This is a genomic window from Streptomyces sp. NBC_01244, assembly GCF_035987325.1.
Lineage (GTDB): Bacteria > Actinomycetota > Actinomycetes > Streptomycetales > Streptomycetaceae > Streptomyces.
On sequence record NZ_CP108488.1, the window covers coordinates 7,901,082 to 7,918,265 of the forward strand.

15 protein-coding genes are annotated in these 17,184 nt (G+C 70.3%); 4 read left to right on the forward strand and 11 right to left on the reverse strand.

Annotated features, from left to right (window positions below):
- Window positions 1–36 precede the first annotated feature (36 nt).
- The 4 genes from OG247_RS35150 to OG247_RS35165 are packed head-to-tail and all read left to right on the forward strand — an operon-like array spanning window position 37 to window position 3,469.
- On the forward strand, window positions 37–1,800 hold the full coding sequence (locus OG247_RS35150) for a BCCT family transporter (protein WP_327256002.1): 1,764 nt from the start codon (window positions 37–39) through the stop codon (window positions 1,798–1,800).
- Window positions 1,801–1,837: 37 nt separating this feature from the next.
- Entirely contained in the window at window positions 1,838–2,338 is a 501-nt protein-coding gene (locus OG247_RS35155; protein WP_327256003.1) for an NUDIX hydrolase, read from the forward strand.
- A gap of 52 nt (window positions 2,339–2,390) precedes the next feature.
- Entirely contained in the window at window positions 2,391–2,819 is a 429-nt protein-coding gene (locus tag OG247_RS35160) for a hypothetical protein (RefSeq protein WP_327256004.1), read from the forward strand.
- Between the two features lie 2 nt (window positions 2,820–2,821).
- Window positions 2,822–3,469, forward strand: a complete 648-nt coding sequence (locus tag OG247_RS35165) for a CatB-related O-acetyltransferase (RefSeq protein ID WP_327256005.1) — start codon at window positions 2,822–2,824, stop codon at window positions 3,467–3,469.
- Window positions 3,470–3,489: 20 nt separating this feature from the next.
- Here the strand turns inward: OG247_RS35165 and OG247_RS35170 are convergent, their stop codons facing one another.
- From OG247_RS35170 to OG247_RS35220, 11 genes are all read right to left on the reverse strand, one after another.
- Complete coding sequence (locus tag OG247_RS35170) at window positions 3,490–3,993, reverse strand: methylated-DNA--[protein]-cysteine S-methyltransferase (protein WP_327256006.1); 504 nt, start codon at window positions 3,991–3,993, stop codon at window positions 3,490–3,492.
- Window positions 3,994–4,024: 31 nt separating this feature from the next.
- Window positions 4,025–5,512: an AlkA N-terminal domain-containing protein gene (locus tag OG247_RS35175; protein ID WP_327256007.1), complete on the reverse strand. Its 1,488-nt coding sequence runs from the start codon at window positions 5,510–5,512 to the stop codon at window positions 4,025–4,027.
- 380 nt (window positions 5,513–5,892) lie between these two features.
- Window positions 5,893–6,675, reverse strand: coding sequence for a CDP-diacylglycerol--serine O-phosphatidyltransferase (gene pssA, locus OG247_RS35180; RefSeq protein ID WP_266912559.1), 783 nt, complete (start codon window positions 6,673–6,675; stop codon window positions 5,893–5,895).
- A gap of 82 nt (window positions 6,676–6,757) precedes the next feature.
- The gene (locus tag OG247_RS35185) at window positions 6,758–7,414 is read right to left on the reverse strand and encodes a phosphatidylserine decarboxylase (protein WP_254381045.1); all 657 of its coding nucleotides are present in this window, start codon (window positions 7,412–7,414) and stop codon (window positions 6,758–6,760) included.
- A 185-nt stretch (window positions 7,415–7,599) separates the two neighbouring features.
- Window positions 7,600–8,805: an acyl-CoA dehydrogenase family protein gene (locus tag OG247_RS35190; RefSeq protein WP_327256008.1), complete on the reverse strand. Its 1,206-nt coding sequence runs from the start codon at window positions 8,803–8,805 to the stop codon at window positions 7,600–7,602.
- Between the two features lie 4 nt (window positions 8,806–8,809).
- Complete coding sequence (locus OG247_RS35195; RefSeq protein ID WP_053681718.1) at window positions 8,810–9,322, reverse strand: MaoC family dehydratase; 513 nt, start codon at window positions 9,320–9,322, stop codon at window positions 8,810–8,812.
- A gap of 5 nt (window positions 9,323–9,327) precedes the next feature.
- A complete protein-coding gene (locus OG247_RS35200) occupies window positions 9,328–10,302 on the reverse strand; it encodes an HpcH/HpaI aldolase/citrate lyase family protein (protein ID WP_327256009.1) in 975 nt (324 codons plus the stop codon).
- Entirely contained in the window at window positions 10,299–12,395 is a 2,097-nt protein-coding gene (locus OG247_RS35205) for a protein meaA (RefSeq protein WP_327256010.1), read from the reverse strand. Before OG247_RS35205 ends, OG247_RS35200 begins: the two co-directional genes overlap by 4 nt.
- Window positions 12,396–12,427: 32 nt before the next feature.
- The gene (gene ccrA / locus OG247_RS35210; protein WP_327256011.1) at window positions 12,428–13,765 is read right to left on the reverse strand and encodes a crotonyl-CoA carboxylase/reductase; all 1,338 of its coding nucleotides are present in this window, start codon (window positions 13,763–13,765) and stop codon (window positions 12,428–12,430) included.
- Window positions 13,766–14,203: 438 nt separating this feature from the next.
- A complete protein-coding gene (locus OG247_RS35215; protein WP_327256012.1) occupies window positions 14,204–15,031 on the reverse strand; it encodes a TetR family transcriptional regulator in 828 nt (275 codons plus the stop codon).
- 187 nt (window positions 15,032–15,218) lie between these two features.
- Window positions 15,219–17,060, reverse strand: coding sequence for a 3-hydroxyacyl-CoA dehydrogenase family protein (locus OG247_RS35220; protein WP_327256013.1), 1,842 nt, complete (start codon window positions 17,058–17,060; stop codon window positions 15,219–15,221).
- Window positions 17,061–17,184 lie beyond the last annotated feature (124 nt).

Consider the following 17,184-nt stretch of genomic DNA (forward strand, 5'->3'; position numbering starts at 1 on the left):
CCTAAATAGGGATATACGCCTGCATAGTGTGGCCGCATGAGCACGGATTCACTGGAACAGCCACGTCCGGATTCCCCAGGCGGCGGGTCCGAAGGCCCCGCCGCCGGCGCCGACGGCACTCCCGACCGGACCGTCGTCGTCATCGGAGTGATCTCCGTCCTGGCCGTGGTCGCCTGGGCGGCCCTGGGGAAGAGCTCGTTCGACTCGGCGTCGAGCAGCGCGCTGGCCTGGGTGCTCAGTAACTTCGCGTGGCTCTTCGTGATCGCCGCCGATGTGTTCCTCGTCATGTGCGTCGTGCTCGCGATCAGCCGCTTCGGCCGGATCCGCCTCGGCAGGGACGACTCGGAGCCGGAGTTCACCAACCTCGCGTGGATCGCGATGATGTTCAGTGCGGGCATGGGTATCGGACTGATGTTCTACGGCGTGGGTGAGCCGCTCACCCACTACCTGAACCCGCCCCCGGCCTCCGGCGCGGCCCCCGGCACCGGCGACGCCGCCCGCGCCTCGCTCGACTACTCCTTCTTCCACTGGACCCTCACCCCCTGGGCGATCTACGGCATCGCCGGCCTCGCGCTCGCCTACGCGACCTTCCGCAAGGGCCGCGGCAACCGCCTCAGCTCCGCCTTCGTCCCCCTCATGGGCGAGGAGCGGGCCAACGGGTGGCCCGGCAAGGCCATCGACCTGCTCGCCGTCTTCGCCACCGTCTTCGGGACCGCCACCAGCCTCGGCCTCGGCGCCCTCCAGGTCTCCAAGGGGCTCAACATCACGACGGGGATCGAGGACTCGACCACGGTCGAGCTGATCATCATCGGATCCCTGTCCGCCGCCTTCGTGCTCTCCGCCTTCTCCGGCCTGCACAAGGGCGTCAAATGGCTCAGCACGATCAACATCGTGCTCGCCGCGGCCCTGATGCTCTTCGTCTTCGTGCTCGGCCCGACCGTCTACATCCTCGACGTGATCCCGGCGAGCGTCGGCAGCTACCTGCACGAACTGCTCCCGATGGCCACCCGCACCGGAGCCTTCACCGACAGCGAGTGGCTCGGTGCGTGGACGATCTTCTACTGGGCGTGGTGGCTCTCCTGGGCGCCCTTCGTCGGCACCTTCATCGCCCGCATCTCGCGCGGCCGCACCATCCGCGAGTTCCTCATCGGCGTCCTCCTGGTGCCCAGCGGTGCCACCGTCGTCTGGTTCTGCGTCATGGGCGGCACCGCGATCCGCCTCGACTCCACCGGCGTCGCCGACATGGCCGCCAAGGCCAAGGAGGGCACCGAGGCCTCGCTCTTCGCGATGCTCGACGCGCTCCCGCTCGGCACGCTCACCTCGTGGATCGCGATGCTCCTGGTGATGACGTACTTCGTCACCAGCGCCGACTCCGCCTCCCTCGTCATGGGCTCCCTCACCAGCCGCGGCTCCCTGAACCCGCCGACCTGGCTCGTGGTCACCTGGGGCGTGCTGATGGCCTCCGTGGCCGCCGTACTCCTCGTCGCGGGCGGCCTGAAGTCCCTCCAGACGGCCACCATCCTGGTGGCGCTGCCGTTCGTCGTGGTGATGCTGCTCCTGTGCTGGGCCCTGGTGAAGGAGCTGCGGGAGGACCCGGGCGCGGGCCCCGTCCGCCACCACGCCCTCCACGGACTGCGGGACGCGGTCAAGGCCATGGTCGGCGACGCCATCACCGAACAGGGCCCCGCCCGCCACCCCCGCCTGCGCCGCCTCGCGGAGTCCAGGAACCGCGACCGCGAGGACGGCTCCGGCGGCGCGGCCGGCGGCGCCGCCGGCGGAGGGTCCACCCCGGAAGCGTGATCACCGCGGGCCCGGGGCGGCTGGGTAGGGTGTCGGCGTGACCACCATCGATGACTTCGCCACCTACATCGCGAGCCTGCCCCGGGTGCTGGCCGGCGCGGCCGCGCTCTTCCGGGACGACCGGGGGCGCGTGCTCCTCGTCGAGCCCAACTACCGGGAGGGCTGGGCCCTGCCGGGCGGCACCATCGAGTCGGACACGGGGGAGTCCCCGCGTACGGCCGCCCGCCGGGAGAGCGCCGAGGAGATCGGCATCGACCTGCCGCTCGGCCGGCTGCTCGCCGTCGACTGGTCGACCGGCGAGGGCCGGCCCCCGCTCGTCGCCTACCTCTACGACGGCGGCGTGCTCGATGCCGGACAGCTCGCCTCCATCAAGCTCCAGGAGGAGGAGCTGATCTCGTGGAAGCTGGTGGAGCAGGCCGAGCTGACGGACCATCTGCTCGGATCCCTGGGCCTGCGCACCGTGGAGGCGTGCCGGGTCCTGGAGACCGGCGAGGGCGCCGTGGAGCTGGAGAACGGCCGCCGGCCGCAGGCCTCGTAGCCCCTTCCGCTCGTTATTCCGTGCCTACACCGAGCAGGACAGAATTCAGCAGATGATCACGATGTACGCCTGGCCCAGTACCGCCGACGGGCCCGACGCCCTGCCCATGGTCCACTTCACCACCGACCAGCAGGAGGGCGGCGAGGTCACTCCCGACGGGGTTCCGGTCTGGATGTTCGACTCCGCGATCCGTGACGGCGGCTGGGCCCAGTTCACCGACTTCGAGGCCTGGTCCGTGCCGGCCGAGGGCTGGCAGGCCTTCTACCGCCGCGAGGACGACGTCCTCGCCGTCACCGGCCCCGGCTCCTGCGAGGGCTGGTACCAGGGCGGCCTCGGCGCCGACGCCGACTGGGTGGGGGCGGCCGCGGCCCAGCAGAGCGTGGTCCTGCTCGCGGCCCCCGTCCATCACCCGTCCCTGTACGGCTACGCGGTCGAGGCCGGCGCCGCCTTCGCACTGCTGGTCCCGCTGGTGGTCATCTAGCCGTGAGTTCCCTCCCCGCCGACCCGACGGTGCTCCACCCGTTTCCCGACCAGCCGCGGGTGGTCCTGCTGAAGCCGCTGGTGACCTCGCCGCTGATCGAGGTGGGGGAGTACTCCTACTACGACGACCCGGACGATCCCACCGCGTTCGAGACCCGCAACGTGCTCTACCACTACGGGCCCGAGAAGCTGGTCGTCGGGAAGTTCTGCGCGCTGGGCACCGGGGTCCGCTTCCTCATGAACGGCGCCAACCACCGCATGGACGGCCCGTCCACCTTCCCCTTCCCCATCATGGGCGCGTCCTGGGCCGACCACTTCGACCTGCTCGCCGGCCTGCCCGGCCGGGGCGACACCGTCGTCGGCAACGACGTCTGGATCGGCTACGGCGCCATGGTCATGCCCGGGGTGCGCATCGGGCACGGTGCGATCGTCGCCGCGGGCGCCGTGGTCGTGGACGACGTCCCCGACTACGGGATCGTCGGCGGCAACCCCGCCACCCTCATCCGCACCCGCCACACCGACGGGGAGATCGCCCGCCTGCTCGCGCTCGCTTGGTGGAACTGGCCCGTGGAGCACCTCACCCGGCACATCCGTACCGTCATGTCCGGCACCGTCGCCGACCTCGAGGCGGTCGCACCGCAGGCCCGCTGAGCCCTGGTCGGCAAGAGGCCCTAGAGCTGCTCGGCCCCGGACTCGAAGGCCAGCAGGCGCACCTTGCGGTCGATGCCGCCGCCGTAGCCGGTCATGGAGCCGGACGCCCCGATCACGCGGTGGCACGGCACGATGATGCCGACCGGGTTCTTCCCGTTGGCCAGCCCGACCGCGCGCGAGGCGTTCGGCTTGCCGAGCTCGGCGGCCAGCTCCCCGTAGGACCAGGTCTGCCCGTAGGGGATCCGTACGAGCTGCTCCCACACGCTGCGCTGGAACTCGGTGCCCTCCAGCCGGACCGGCAGGTCGAAGGCGGTGAGCTCCCCGGCGAAGTACGCGGTCAGCTGCCGCACCACCTCCGGGAAGGGTTCCTCGCCGGCCGCGACGCGTTCCCCGAAGGACTCCTCGGTCGGGCGGTGGCGCTGCCCGGTCATGTAGAGGCCGCAGAGGACCCCGTCGGCGGCGACGAGGGTGAGCGGCCCGTAGGGGCTGTCCACGACGGTGTGCTGCTTGGTGCTGCTGCTCATGATGGCTCGTACTCCTCGGAAGTCGGTGGGGTCAGGCGGGCAGGACGTTGATCGCGTGGTCCTCGGTGGCCCACAGGTACTGCACGGCGTACGCGCGCCAGGGCCGCCACCGCGCCGCGCGGGCCGTCAGCGCCGCGGGCGTGGAGGGCAGCCCGAGCCCCTTCGCGGCCCGCCGGATGCCCAGGTCGGCCGGGACGAAGGCGTCCGGGTCGCCCAGGGCCCGCATCGCGATGATCTCGGTGGTCCACGGCCCGAAGCCGGGCAGCGCCCCCAGCCGTGCGCGGGCCGCCTCCCAGTCGCTGTCGATGCCGAGCGGGAGCGAGCCGTCGGCCAGGGCCGAGACGAGCGCGGTGAAAGTCGCGCGCCGGCTGCGCGGCATGGCCAGGGACTCCGGGTCCAGCCCGGCCAGGGCCTGCGGGGTCGGGAACAGGTGCGTCAGCCCGCCCTCGGGGTCGGTCACCGGCTCGCCGAGCGCGCGGACCAGCCGGGCCGCATGCGTACGGGCCGCCGCGGTGGACACCTGCTGCCCGAGGACGGCCCGTACGGCGAACTCCTCCGCGTCGACGGTGCGCGGCACCCGGCGCCCGGGAGCCTTGGCCACGAGCGGGGCGAGCAGCGGGTCGGAGCTCAGCTGCTCGTCGACGGCCTCGGGGTCCGCGTCGAGGTCCAGCAGCCGCCGGCAGCGGCTGATGGCGATGGTCAGGTCGCGCAGGTCCGTGAGGGCGAGCCGGCAGCCGATGTGGTCGGGCTGCGGGGTGAGCGCGACGACACCGGTGCCGTACGGGAGGCGGAGCGTGCGGCGGTAGGCGCCCGCCCGCCACTCCTCGACCCCGGGGACGGCGGTCGCGGCGAGGTGGCCGAAGAGGTTGTCGGGGGTCAGCGGGGCGCGGAAGGGAAGCCGCAGGCTGATGGTGCCGGGCACCTCGGCGGACCCGGCGCCCCGGACGGCCCCCCGGCCGGCCGCCTTGGCCCGGAGCTCGCTCGGGGCCAAGGCGAAGACCTCGCGGACGGTGTCGTTGAAGGTCCGGATCGAGGAGAAACCGGCGGCGAAGGCGATGTCGCCCATCGGGAGCCCGGAGGTCTCGATCAGCAGCCGGGCGGTCTGCGCCCGCTGTGCCCTGGCCAGGGCGAGCGGCCCGGCGCCGAGCTCGGCGTTCAGCTGGCGCTCCACCTGCCGGGAGGAGTAACCCAGCCGGGTGGCCAGCCCGGGGACGCCCTCGCGGTCGACCACGCCGTCCTGGATGAGGCGCACGGCCCGGGCGACGGCGTCGGCGCGGGCGTTCCACTCGGGGGAGCCGGGGGAGGTGTCGGGCCGGCACCGCTTGCAGGCCCGGTACCCGCTCTGCTGGCAGGCGGCGGCGCTGGGCAGGAAGGTCATGTTCTCGACCTTGGGCGGTACGGCGGGGCAGCTGGGGCGGCAGTAGATTCCGGTGGTCCTCACGGCCGTGAAGAACCAGCCGTCGAAGCGGGCGTCCTTCGACCGGACGGCCCGTACGCAACGCTCCGTGTCGGTGTGCATGGCTCCATCCTCCCGGCCGATGCCCTCCCGGGCTGGCGGTTTTCCGACACCAAGGCTACGGGGGACACCCCCGCCCGTGCGCCCACCCGCGGGTACACCGCTCCGCGGGCGAAGTCCCCTACCCGCCCTTCCTCCGTTCCCTGGGCCCCGCCCCAGACCCCGCGCCTCAAACGCCGGCGAGGCTGGATCGATCCAGCCCCTCCGGCGTTTGAGGCGCGGGGGTCCGGGGCCCGGCCCCCGGGGAACGGGCGAAGGGCGGGTAGGGGACCCCAGCCCCGCGCAGCGGCACGGACGGCACAGGCGGCCCCCCGCATGCGGAAGGGCCCCCGGGGGGCTGCCTGGTGGCGGCCGGGGGCCCTCTCGTACGCGTACAGCCGTGGCTACGGGGCCTGGGTGGCCCGGGCCTCGCGCCGGTTGTGGCGGAACGTGTTCGCGCGACGGGTCGTCGCGAACAGCGGAATGGTCGCCGCCAGAGCGATCTGCAGCGCGCAGCCGGTCTGGAGCAGCAGCCCGCCGCCCGGCGCGTCGAACGCCCACGCGGCCAGCAGACCCATCGCCGCGACGATCCAGCTGAGCATCGCCACCGCGAGGACACCCCGCGGCTTGGGGTACTCGACCCGGCTCACCATCAGCCAGGCCACGCCGACGATCGCCAGCAGGGTCGGGATGAACGGCAGCTCGAGCAGCACGATCGAGACGACCGTCAGCGCGCCGAAGGGGCTCGGCATGCCCTGGAACATGCCGTCCTTCATCGCCACGCAGCTGAATCTCGCGAGGCGAAGGACGACCGCCAGCAGGACCACGATCGCCGCCAGCGCCGACATCTTCTGCACGGCGTCATCGGCGACCATGCCGTAGACGAGCACGAAGTACGCCGGAGCCAGGCCGAAGCTGATCAGGTCGGACAGGTTGTCCAGCTCCGCGCCCATAGGCGAGCTGCGCAGCTTGCGGGCCACGATGCCGTCGAAGAGGTCGAAGACCGCGGCGAGCAGCATCAGTATCACGGCCGTGGCCGCGCTGCTGCGGGCCATGCCCGACTCGCCGCTGCCGGTGAGGTGCGGGATGAGGATCCCGGTGGTGGTGAAGTACACCGCCATGAATCCGCACGTCGCGTTGCCGAGGGTCAGGGTGTCCGCTATCGACAGCCGCAGTGACAGCGGCATGTCGTCCTCGGTGGAGTCCTCCTCGGACGCCTCGGGTACCCATCCCGATGCCGGCGTCGACAGGTTCGCCGGGGTTTCAGGTTCAGTCACGGTCAATTCGGGTCACCCCCGCGGTGGTGGCCTGTCCGACCTCGACCGCGACCTCGACGCCCTCGGGGAGGTAGATGTCGACGCGGGAGCCGAAGCGGATCAGACCGATGCGTTCGCCCTGCTCCACCTTGGTGCCGGCCGGCAGGTACGGGACGATGCGACGGGCGACGGCGCCGGCGATCTGCACCATCTCGATGTCGCCGAGCTCGGTGTCGAAGTGCCAGACGACGCGCTCGTTGTTCTCGCTCTCCTTGTTGAACGCCGGAACGAATCCGCCGGGGATGTGCTCCACGGACGTCACCGTGCCCGCGAGGGGCGCCCGGTTGACGTGGACGTTCAGGGGGCTCATGAAGATCGCGACGCGGGTCCGTCCGTCCTTCCACGGCATGATGCTCTGCACCACACCGTCGGCGGGGGAGATGACCCGGCCCTGCGTGATCTCACGCTCGGGGTCGCGGAAGAACCACAGCATGCCCGCCGCGAGCGCGGTGGTGGGCACGGCCACTGCCGCCCAGCGTCCGGACTTGCGGGCCCGGACGAGGCTGACGGCGGCGGTGGCGACGGTCGGCAGAAGCCACGGCGATGCTCCGCGCGCGAGGCGTCCACCGAGGAGGCCGACGCGAGGTGCAGAGGTTTGGCTGTGGGGCATGGATGACCTTCGTAGCGGGTGATGCCGCGCCGCAAACGGGGGGACGGGACGGCGGCTTTACTGGAATGCTATCGGTTGCACGCAACAACTGGGCAAGCCAGAAGCCGAGTCGATGGCCGTGAGCCAGTGACTGCTAGTGACTCTTTTGCGGAAAACCACTGGATGATTTACCGCAAAAGGGACTTTCAGCCCTGGAGCCGGTACTCCTCGAGCAGGCGTCGCCCGATGATCATTTTCTGGATCTCGGCGGTACCTTCACCGATGAGCAGCATGGGTGCCTCTCGGTAGAGGCGCTCGATCTCGTACTCCTTCGAGAAGCCGTAGCCACCGTGGATACGGAACGCGTCCTCCACCACCTCCTTGCAGTACTCGGAGGCGAGGTACTTCGCCATCCCTGCTTCGAGGTCGTTTCGTTCCCCGGAGTCCTTTTTGCGTGCTGCATTGACCATCATCGCATGGGCGGCTTCGACCTTGGTAGCCATCTCGGCCAGCTTGAACTGGATCGCCTGGTGCTCGGCGATGGCCTTGCCGAAAGTGTGACGTTGCTGGGCATACGAGACACCCAGCTCGAACGCACGCTGTGCGACGCCACAACCACGGGCCGCCACGTTGACGCGGCCGACCTCGACCCCGTCCATCATTTGGTAAAACCCTCGGCCGGTCTCCCCGCCCAGGACCCGATTGGCCGGAATGCGCAGTCCGTCCATGATGAGCTCGGTGGTGTCGACCCCCTTGTAGCCCATCTTGTCGATCTTGCCCGGGATGGTCAGGCCGGGACGCACCTCACCGAAGCCGGCCTCCTTCTCGATCAAGAAGGTCGTCATCGACTTGTGGGGGGCGGTGCCCTCCGGGTGTCCTTCGTCACTGCGGACCAGAACGGCCACCAGCGTGGACGTGCCGCCGTTCGTCAGCCACATCTTCTGGCCGTTCAGGACGTACTCGTCACCGTCCTTCACCGCCTTGGAGGTGATGGCCGACACATCGGAGCCGAGCCCCGGCTCGGACATCGAGAACGCGCCGCGCACCTCACCCAGAGCCATCCGGGGCAGGAAGTAATCCTTCTGCTCCTGGGTGCCGTGCTGCTTGAGCATGTACGCCACGATGAAGTGGGTGTTGATGATGCCCGAGACGGACATCCAGCCGCGCGCGATCTCCTCCACGCACAGCGCGTAGGTGAGGAGCGACTCACCCAGGCCGCCGTACTCCTCCGGGATCATCAGGCCGAAGAGGCCGAGTTCCTTGAGGCCGTCGACGATCGCTTGCGGGTACTCGTCCCGGTGCTCCAGCTCGGTCGCGACCGGGATGATCTCTTTGTCGACGAACTCCCGGACGGTCTTGAGGATGTCCCTCTGGTCGTCCGTCAGGCCGGCGGTCTGGGCAAGTCGGCTCATGGTTCTACTTCCCCTGTTCCTTCAGCGTGGGGCGGCCGGGCTGCTCGCCGCCGCGCTCCTTGATGTACGTCTCGGTCGGGACCATCACCTTGCGCCGGAAGACGCAGACGAGGGTGCCGTCCTGCTTGTAGCCCTTGGTCTCCACGTAGACGATGCCGCGGTCGTTCTTCGACTTCGACGGGGTCTTGTCGAGGACCGTGGTCTCGCCGTAGATCGTGTCCCCGTGGAAGGTCGGCGCCACGTGCCGCAGCGACTCGATCTCCAGGTTGGCGATGGCCTTGCCGGAGACGTCCGGCACCGACATGCCCAGCAGCAGGGAGTAGATGTAGTTGCCCACGACCACGTTCTTGCCGAAGTCGGTCGTGTTCTCCGCGTAGTTGCTGTCCATGTGGAGCGGGTGGTGGTTCATGGTCAGCAGGCAGAAGAGGTGGTCGTCGTACTCGGTGACCGTCTTTCCGGGCCAGTGCTTGTAGACCGCGCCGATCTCGAACTCTTCGTAGGTGCGTCCGAACTGCATGTGGCTCAGGCCTCCGGGATCTCGAACTTGGTGGTGCGCTGCATGCCCGCGGCGCGGCCCTTGCCCGAGATGACCAGCGCCATCTTGCGGCTGGCCTCGTCGATCATCTCGTCGCCGAGCATGGCGGAGCCCTTCTTGCCGCCCGCCTCGGAGGTGCACCAGTCGTAGGCGTCGAGGATCAGCTCGGCGTGGTCGTAGTCCTCCTGGGAGGGAGAGAAGACCTCGTTGGCCGCGTCGACCTGGCCGGGGTGCAGCACCCACTTGCCGTCGAAGCCCAGGGCCGCCGCGCGACCGGCGACCTCCCGGTAGCCGTCGACGTTCTTGATCTGGAGGAAGGGACCGTCGATCGCCTGGAGGTCGTGCATGCGGGCCGCCATCAGGATCCGCATCAGGATGTAGTGGTAGGCGTCCGCGCCGTAGCCGGGCGGCTGCATGCCCACGACCAGGGACTTCATGTTGATCGAGGCCATGAAGTCGGCAGGCCCGAAGATGATGGTCTCCAGCCGCGGCGAGGCGGCGGCGATCGCGTCGACGTTCACCAGGCCCTTGGCGTTCTCGATCTGCGCCTCGATGCCGATCTTGCCGACCTCGAAGCCCATCGTCTTCTCGATCTGCGTCAGGAGGAGGTCGAGCGCCACGACCTGCTGGGCGTCCTGGACCTTCGGCAGCATGATGCAGTCGAGGTTCTGGCCGGCGCCCTCGACGACCGTGATCACGTCGCGGTACGTCCAGTGCGTGGTCCAGTCGTTGACGCGCACCACGCGGGTCTTGCCGGTCCAGTCGCCCTGGTTCAGCGCCTCCACGATGGTGTGGCGGGCGCCCTCCTTGGCGAGCGGGGCGCAGGCGTCCTCCAGGTCCAGGAAGACCTGGTCGGCCGGCAGGCCCTGGGCCTTCTCCAGGAACCGGGGGTTGGAACCCGGCACCGCGAGGCAGGAGCGGCGCGGCCGCAGCCGGTTGACCGGGGAAGAGGGCGTGGTCATGCGGGGACCTCCGTGCTTGCGGTGATGTCTGTGATAGCGGTGTCGTCGGCGTCGCCGAGCGGGTGGAGCTTGTTGGCCCTGCGGATCTCGTCGACGATTTTGCCGATGATCTCAGTGATGCCGAAGTCCTTCGGGGTGAAGACCGCCGCCACCCCGGCCTCCTTGAGCGCCACGGCGTCGGCATTCGGAATGATGCCGCCGAGCACGACGGGGATGTCACCCGCCCCCGCCGCACGCAGCCGTTCCAGCACGTCCGGGACGAGCGCGCTGTGAGAGCCGGACAGGATGGACAGTCCCACGCAGTGCACGTCCTCGGCCAGGGCCGCCGAGGAGATCTCCTCGGGGGTCAGCCGGATGCCCTGGTAGACCACCTCGAAGCCGGCGTCGCGGGCCCGTACGGCGATCTGCTCGGCGCCGTTGGAGTGCCCGTCCAGGCCGGGCTTGCCGACCAGCAGGCGCAGCCGGCCGGAGCCCAGCTCGTCGGCGGTACGGGTGACCTTCGCGCGGACGAGGGCCATGGGGGTCCCCTCCTCGGCGGTCACGGCCACCGGCGCCGAGGAGACCCCGGTCGGAGCCCGGAACTCGCCGAACACCTCGCGCAGCGCACCCGCCCACTCGCCGGTGGTGACACCGGCGCGGGCGCACTCCAGGGTGGCCTCCATCAGGTTCTCGTCCCCGGCGGCGGCTTCCTTCAGCCGGTCCAGGGACTGCATGACCGTGGGGAAGACGAACGGGTCGCCGCCGCCCTGCCGGTCAGAGGATTCCTGGCGCTCGCCCTTCCAGCGGCCGATGCGCTCGACGGTCTGCGCCTCCAGGGCCCCGTCCACCGTCATGATGGCGCCGTCCAGGTCGGAGGTGAGCGGGTTCTCCTCGGTCTGCTGGAAGCAGTTGACGCCGACGATCTTGTCCTGGCCGTCCTCGATCCGGGCCCGCCGCGCGGCGTGCGAGGAGACCAGCTCGCCCTTGAGGTATCCGGACTCGACGGCCGCCATCGCGCCGCCCATCTCCTGGATCCGGTCGATCTCGGCCAGGCACTCGGCCACCAGGGACTCGACCTTGGCCTCGATCACGTGCGAGCCGGCGAAGATGTCCTCGTACTCCAGCAGGTCGCTCTCGTGGGCCAGGACCTGCTGGATGCGCAGCGACCACTGCTGGTCCCAGGGCCGGGGCAGGCCCAGCGCCTCGTTCCAGGCCGGCAGCTGCACGGCGCGGGCGCGCGCGTCCTTGGAGAGGGTCACCGCGAGCATCTCCAGCACGATGCGCTGGACGTTGTTCTCCGGCTGCGCCTCGGTCAGGCCCAGGGAGTTGACCTGGACCCCGTACCGGAAGCGGCGCTGCTTCTCGTTCTCGATGCCGTAGCGCTCGCGGGTGACCTTGTCCCAGATGCGGCCGAAGGCGCGCATCTTGCACATCTCCTCGATGAAGCGGACGCCCGCGTTCACGAAGAAGGAGATCCGGGCGACGACCTCGCCGAACCGCTCCGGCGGGACCTGGCCCGAGTCGCGCACCGAGTCCAGGACCGCGATGGCCGTGGACATCGCGTACGAGATCTCCTGGACGGGGGTGGCCCCGGCCTCCTGCAGGTGGTAGCTGCAGATGTTGATCGGGTTCCACTTCGGGATGTGGTTGACCGTGTACGCGATCATGTCCGTCGTCAGGCGGAGCGAGGGCCCGGGCGGGAAGACGTGCGTCCCGCGCGAGAGGTACTCCTTGACGATGTCGTTCTGGGTGGTGCCCTGGAGCTGGGCGATGTCCGCGCCCTGCTCCTCGGCGGCCACCTGGTAGAGCGCCAGCAGCCACATGGCGGTGGCGTTGATCGTCATCGAGGTGTTCATCTGCTCCAGGGGGATGTCCTGGAACAGCCGCCGCATGTCGCCCAGATGGGAGACCGGGACCCCGACCCGGCCGACCTCGCCGCGGGCGAGGATGTGGTCGGGGTCGTAGCCGGTCTGCGTCGGAAGGTCGAACGCGACCGACAGGCCGGTCTGGCCCTTGGCGAGGTTGCGGCGGTACAGCTCGTTGGACGCCTCGGCCGTGGAGTGGCCGGCGTACGTCCGCATGAGCCACGGACGGTCCTTCTGGCGCTCTGTCATCTCAGGCTGTCCCTTTGGCCTTTGAGGCTGTCTCAGACGTTGCGGAAGCGGTTGATGGCGTCGAGGTGCGTGGCGCGCAGCTCGTGGTCCCGGACGCCGAGGCCCTCCTCGGGGGCCAGGCAGAGCACGCCGACCTTGCCCTGGTGGAGGTTGCGGTGGACGTCGTAGGCCGCCTGGCCGGTCTCCTCGAGGGAGTAGACCCGCGACAGGGTGGGGTGGATCTTGCCCTTCGAGATCAGGCGGTTGGCCTCCCAGGCCTCGCGGTAGTTCGCGAAGTGCGAGCCGATGATCTTCTTCAGGGACATCCACAGGTAGCGGTTGTCGTACTCGTGCATGTAGCCCGAGGTCGAGGCGCAGGTGGTGATGGTGCCGCCCTTGCGGGTGACGTAGACGCTCGCGCCGAAGGTCTCGCGGCCCGGGTGCTCGAAGACGATGTCGATGTCCTCGCCACCGGTGAGCTCGCGGATGCGCTTGCCGAAGCGCTTCCACTCCTTCGGGTCCTGGGTGTGCTCGTCCTTCCAGAACTTGTAGCCCTCGGCGTTGCGGTCGATGACCGCCGTCGCGCCCATCGCCCGGCAGATGTCGGCCTTCTCCGGCGAGGAGACCACGCAGATCGGGTTGGCGCCGCCGGCGAGCGCGAACTGGGTGGCGTACGAGCCGAGCCCGCCGCTGGCGCCCCAGATCAGGACGTTGTCGCCCTGCTTCATGCCGGCGCCGTTGCGGGAGACCAGCTGGCGGTAGGCGGTGGAGTTGACCAGGCCGGGGGAGGCGGCCTCCTCCCAGCTGAGGTGGTCGGGCTTGGGCATCAGCTGGTTCGACTTGACCAGTGCGATCTCCGCCAGGCCGCCGAAGTTGGTCTCGAAGCCCCAGATGCGCTGCTCGGGGTCGAGCATCGTGTCGTTGTGGCCGTCGGAGGACTCCAGCTCGACCGACAGGCAGTGCGCGACGACCTCGTCGCCCGGCTTCCAGGCGTTCACGCCGGGGCCGGTGCGCAGGACGACGCCCGCGAGGTCCGAGCCGATGACGTGGTACGGCAGGTCGTGGCGCTTGGTGAGCTCCGAGAGGCGCCCGTAGCGCTCCAGGAAGCTGAAGGTGGACACCGGCTCGAAGATCGAGGTCCACACGGAGTTGTAGTTGACCGAGGAGGCCATCACGGCCACCAGGGCCTCGCCCGGGCCCAGCTCGGGGAGCGGGACCTCGTCGAGGTGCAGGGACTTGCGGGGGTCCTTCTCACGGGTGGTGAGCCCGGCGAACATCTCCGTCTCGTCCTTGTGCACGGTGATCGCGCGGTACGAGTCGGGGAGCGGCAGGGCAGCGAAGTCGGCGGCCGTCGCGGCCTGCGACTGGATCGCGTCCAGGATGTCCTTCACGGTGTTGCCTCCGGCCGTGCGCTGATGAGGGTGCGCTGAGGGAAACGGGGTGCGTTGAGCTGCTGTGCGGCGAAGCGGTGGGGGTGGAGCGATGAGCGTGGAGCGATGCGTTGGGGCGCCGTCGATTCGGCTGGGGTGGAGCTGCGCGTTGCCTGTGGTGGGGCGGTGCGGGGGGCCTGGTGACGCAGGCATCCGGGGCGCGTTCCGTGCCGAGTGGGCTGGGCCGCGGGGACATCCGGACGAGATTCAACGTATGGCACCCCGTGTCACTCAGCAAGGCACCGGGTGCCAAAACTTTCTCTCATTTGCCGATTGACCTGCACCGATGAGCGATGATCGATCAGAGTTACCCGCGAGTAGGGGCAACTCGGACAAACGAAAGCGGCCGCCCCCGGAACGGGAGCGGCCGCTGTGACGCGTGTCGCGCAAACGTGTCGCCTACTTGTTTCTGAGCGCCTCTTCGATGGTCCGCATGACCTCGTCCAGCGGGGCGTCCGTGCGGGCCACCGCGACCAGTACCTCGCCCTGCGTACGCACCGAAGCGGGCGGCGCGGTGGCGGGCGCCGGCGGCGCCGCGCTCAGCGTCCGCCCCGCGCCGATCCCCGAACCGAAGGTCTTGCGCACGATCGAGAAGGCGTGGTCGAGCTGCGCCTCCACGTCGCCCTGACCGCCCGCCCGCAGCCAGCGCCGCAGCACGTGGTTGTGGGCCGTGACCACCGCAGAGGCGGCGACCTCCGCCAGCAGCGGGTCGTCGTTGCCGTCGTGGTGGTCGGTCTCGTCGAAATGGGCCAGCAGGTAGCGGGTGAACAGCCGCTCGTAGCGGGCGACCGAGGCGATCTCCCGCTCCCGCAGCGCCGGCACCTCGCGGGTGAGCCGGTAGCGCTCCACCGACACCGCCGGCGAGGCGGCGTACATCTTCATGACTTCCTTGATCCCCCGGCACACCGTGTCGAGCGGGTGCTCGTGCGCCGGGGCCACGTCGAGGACGGCCTCGGCGCGGGTCAGGGTGTCGTCGTGGTCCGGGAAGATCGCCTCTTCCTTGGACCGGAAGTGCCGGAAGAAGGTCCGGCGCGCCACTCCGGCCACCGAGGCGATCTCGTCGACCGTCGTGGCCTCGTACCCCTTGTTCGCGAAGAGCTCCATGGCGGCCGCCGCGAGCTCACGGCGCATCTTGAGCCGCTGCGCGGCCGCCTTGGTACCGGCCGGGGTCTCCGGGGCGTCGGAGACCGCGGAGGCGCGGGGTGAGGTCTTGGCGGGCTGGGACATAGAGCGAAAGTACTTCATTCGCGCGGGAGAGCGCTCCCGAGGGGGGTGGGACGGGAATGGATGCGGGGGAGGGCCGGCACTGGGCACACAGTGCTCCTCGGGAGGGTTCGTCTGCCGTGAGGGTCCGGCAGACCCGAGCAGCCCTCCCCACGCATCCTGCTCTTGGGGCTCCTGCGCCTGCCGCGGATTACCGGCGGGGGGCGTACTCACGGAATCCGCGGCCGGTCTTCCGGCCCAGGCAGCCCGCCGCGACCAGGTGCTCCAGCAGCGGGGACGGGGCCAGGCCCGGGTCGCGGAACTCCTTGTGCAGGACCTGCTCGATGGCCAGCGACACGTCCAGGCCGACCACGTCGAGGAGCTCGAAGGGCCCCATCGGGTAGCCGCCGCCCAGCTTCATCGCCGCGTCGATGTCGTCGATGCCCGCGTAGTGCTGCTCGACCATCTTGATCGCGTTGTTGAGGTACGGGAACAGCAGCGCGTTCACGATGAAGCCGGCCCGGTCCCCGCAGTCCACCGCGTGCTTGCGCACCTGCCCGCAGATCCCGCGGACCGTGGCGTGCACGTCGTCGGCGGTCAGGACGGTCCGGACCACCTCGACCAGCTTCATCGCCGGGGCCGGGTTGAAGAAGTGCATGCCGATCACGTCCTCGGGCCGCGAGGTCGCGCGGGCGATCGCGATCACCGGGAGCGAGGAGGTCGTGGTGGCGAGCACCGCACCGGGCTTGCAGGCCTTGTCCAGCGCCCGGAACAGCTCCTGCTTCACCTCCAGCTCCTCGGCGACGGCCTCCACGGCCAGGTCCACGTCGGCGAAGGCGTCCAGCGAGCCCGCCGCCGTGATCCGGCCCACGGTGGCGGCGGCGGCCTCGGCCGTCAGCCGGCCCCGGTCCACCGCACGGGCCAGCGACTTGCCGATCGCTGCCTTCGCCGCGTCCGCCTTCTCCTGGCTGCGGGCCGCCAGCACCACGGGGAAGCCGGCCTGCGCGAAGACCTGCGCGATCCCGCTCGCCATCGTGCCCGAGCCGGCCACGCCGACCGAGTTCACCGGGCGGCTCGCCCGGACCAGCTCACCGTCCGGCGGGGTCTGCAGGTCACGGACGACGACCTGGCTGCCCGGAGCCTCGTACGTGTAGAACCCGCGCCCGGACTTCTGCCCGGTCAGGCCCGCCTCGGCGAGGTGGCCGAGGATCGGGGCCGGGGCGTGCAGCCGGTCGCCCGAGGAGGTGTACATGGCCTCCAGGACGGTGCGTGCGGTGTCCACGCCGATCAGGTCGAGCAGCGCGAGCGGGCCCATCGGCAGGCCGCAGCCCAGCTTCATCGCCGCGTCGATGTCCTCGCGGGAGGCGTACTTGGCCTCGTACATGGCGGCGGCCTGGTTGAGGTAGCCGAACAGCAGGCCGTCGGCCACGAAGCCCGGGCGGTCGCCGACCGCGACGGGCTCCTTGCCGAGCTCGCGGGCCAGCGTGGTGACCGCCTCGACGGCCGGCGGGGCCGTCAGCACGCTGGACACGACCTCGACCAGCTTCATCGCCGTGACCGGGTTGAAGAAGTGCAGGCCGACCACGCGCTCCGGGCGCTGGGACTCGGCGGCCATCCGCGTCACCGACAGGGCGTTCGTGCCGGTGGCCAGGATCGCGGTGGGCCGGACGATCGCGTCGAGCTCGCGGAAGATCCGCTGCTTGAGCTCGTAGGACTCGGGAACCACCTCGATGACGAGATCGGCATCGGCGGCGGCGCCCAGCTCGGAGAAGGTGCGGAAGCGGGCGAGCACCGCCTCGCGCTCCTGCTCGGTGAGCTGCTCCCGGACCACGGAGCGGGCGGTGGCCGCCGCGAGGGCCGCGGTGGCCCGGCGGGCGGCGGCCTCGCTGACGTCGATGCCGATGACCTCGCGGCTGGCCCGGGCGAGGACCTCGGCGATGCCGGAGCCCATCGTGCCGAGACCGACGACGGCGATGGTCTGCAGCGCCGGACGGACGGGCTGGGAGGAAGCGGAAGCGGAAGAGGACTGACTGGACGTGGACGGAAGGTCCATCGCGGGACTCCAGTGGAAGAGGGTGACGACTGAGGGGGCGCGCGGAGCACGGCGCGCGCGGAGGCCGTACGGGAATCCGTGCGGGGATCCGAGTGGAAGAGCGCACGCAGGAGCAAGAGCAAGA

Bases quoted from the DNA above. Each gene is read 5' to 3' on its own strand.
- OG247_RS35220 (WP_327256013.1), bottom strand. From the start codon at position 17,060: ATGGACCTTCCGTCCACGTCCAGTCAGTCCTCTTCCGCTTCCGCTTCC.
- OG247_RS35160 (WP_327256004.1), top strand. From the start codon at position 2,391: ATGATCACGATGTACGCCTGGCCCAGTACCGCCGACGGGCCCGACGCC.
- OG247_RS35205 (WP_327256010.1), bottom strand. From the start codon at position 12,395: ATGACAGAGCGCCAGAAGGACCGTCCGTGGCTCATGCGGACGTACGCC.
- OG247_RS35200 (WP_327256009.1), bottom strand. From the start codon at position 10,302: ATGACCACGCCCTCTTCCCCGGTCAACCGGCTGCGGCCGCGCCGCTCC.
- OG247_RS35150 (WP_327256002.1), top strand. From the start codon at position 37: ATGAGCACGGATTCACTGGAACAGCCACGTCCGGATTCCCCAGGCGGC.
- OG247_RS35185 (WP_254381045.1), bottom strand. From the start codon at position 7,414: ATGCCCCACAGCCAAACCTCTGCACCTCGCGTCGGCCTCCTCGGTGGA.
- pssA (WP_266912559.1), bottom strand. From the start codon at position 6,675: ATGCCGCTGTCACTGCGGCTGTCGATAGCGGACACCCTGACCCTCGGC.
- OG247_RS35195 (WP_053681718.1), bottom strand. From the start codon at position 9,322: ATGCAGTTCGGACGCACCTACGAAGAGTTCGAGATCGGCGCGGTCTAC.
- OG247_RS35175 (WP_327256007.1), bottom strand. From the start codon at position 5,512: ATGCACACCGACACGGAGCGTTGCGTACGGGCCGTCCGGTCGAAGGAC.
- OG247_RS35190 (WP_327256008.1), bottom strand. From the start codon at position 8,805: ATGAGCCGACTTGCCCAGACCGCCGGCCTGACGGACGACCAGAGGGAC.
- OG247_RS35170 (WP_327256006.1), bottom strand. From the start codon at position 3,993: ATGAGCAGCAGCACCAAGCAGCACACCGTCGTGGACAGCCCCTACGGG.
- OG247_RS35215 (WP_327256012.1), bottom strand. From the start codon at position 15,031: ATGTCCCAGCCCGCCAAGACCTCACCCCGCGCCTCCGCGGTCTCCGAC.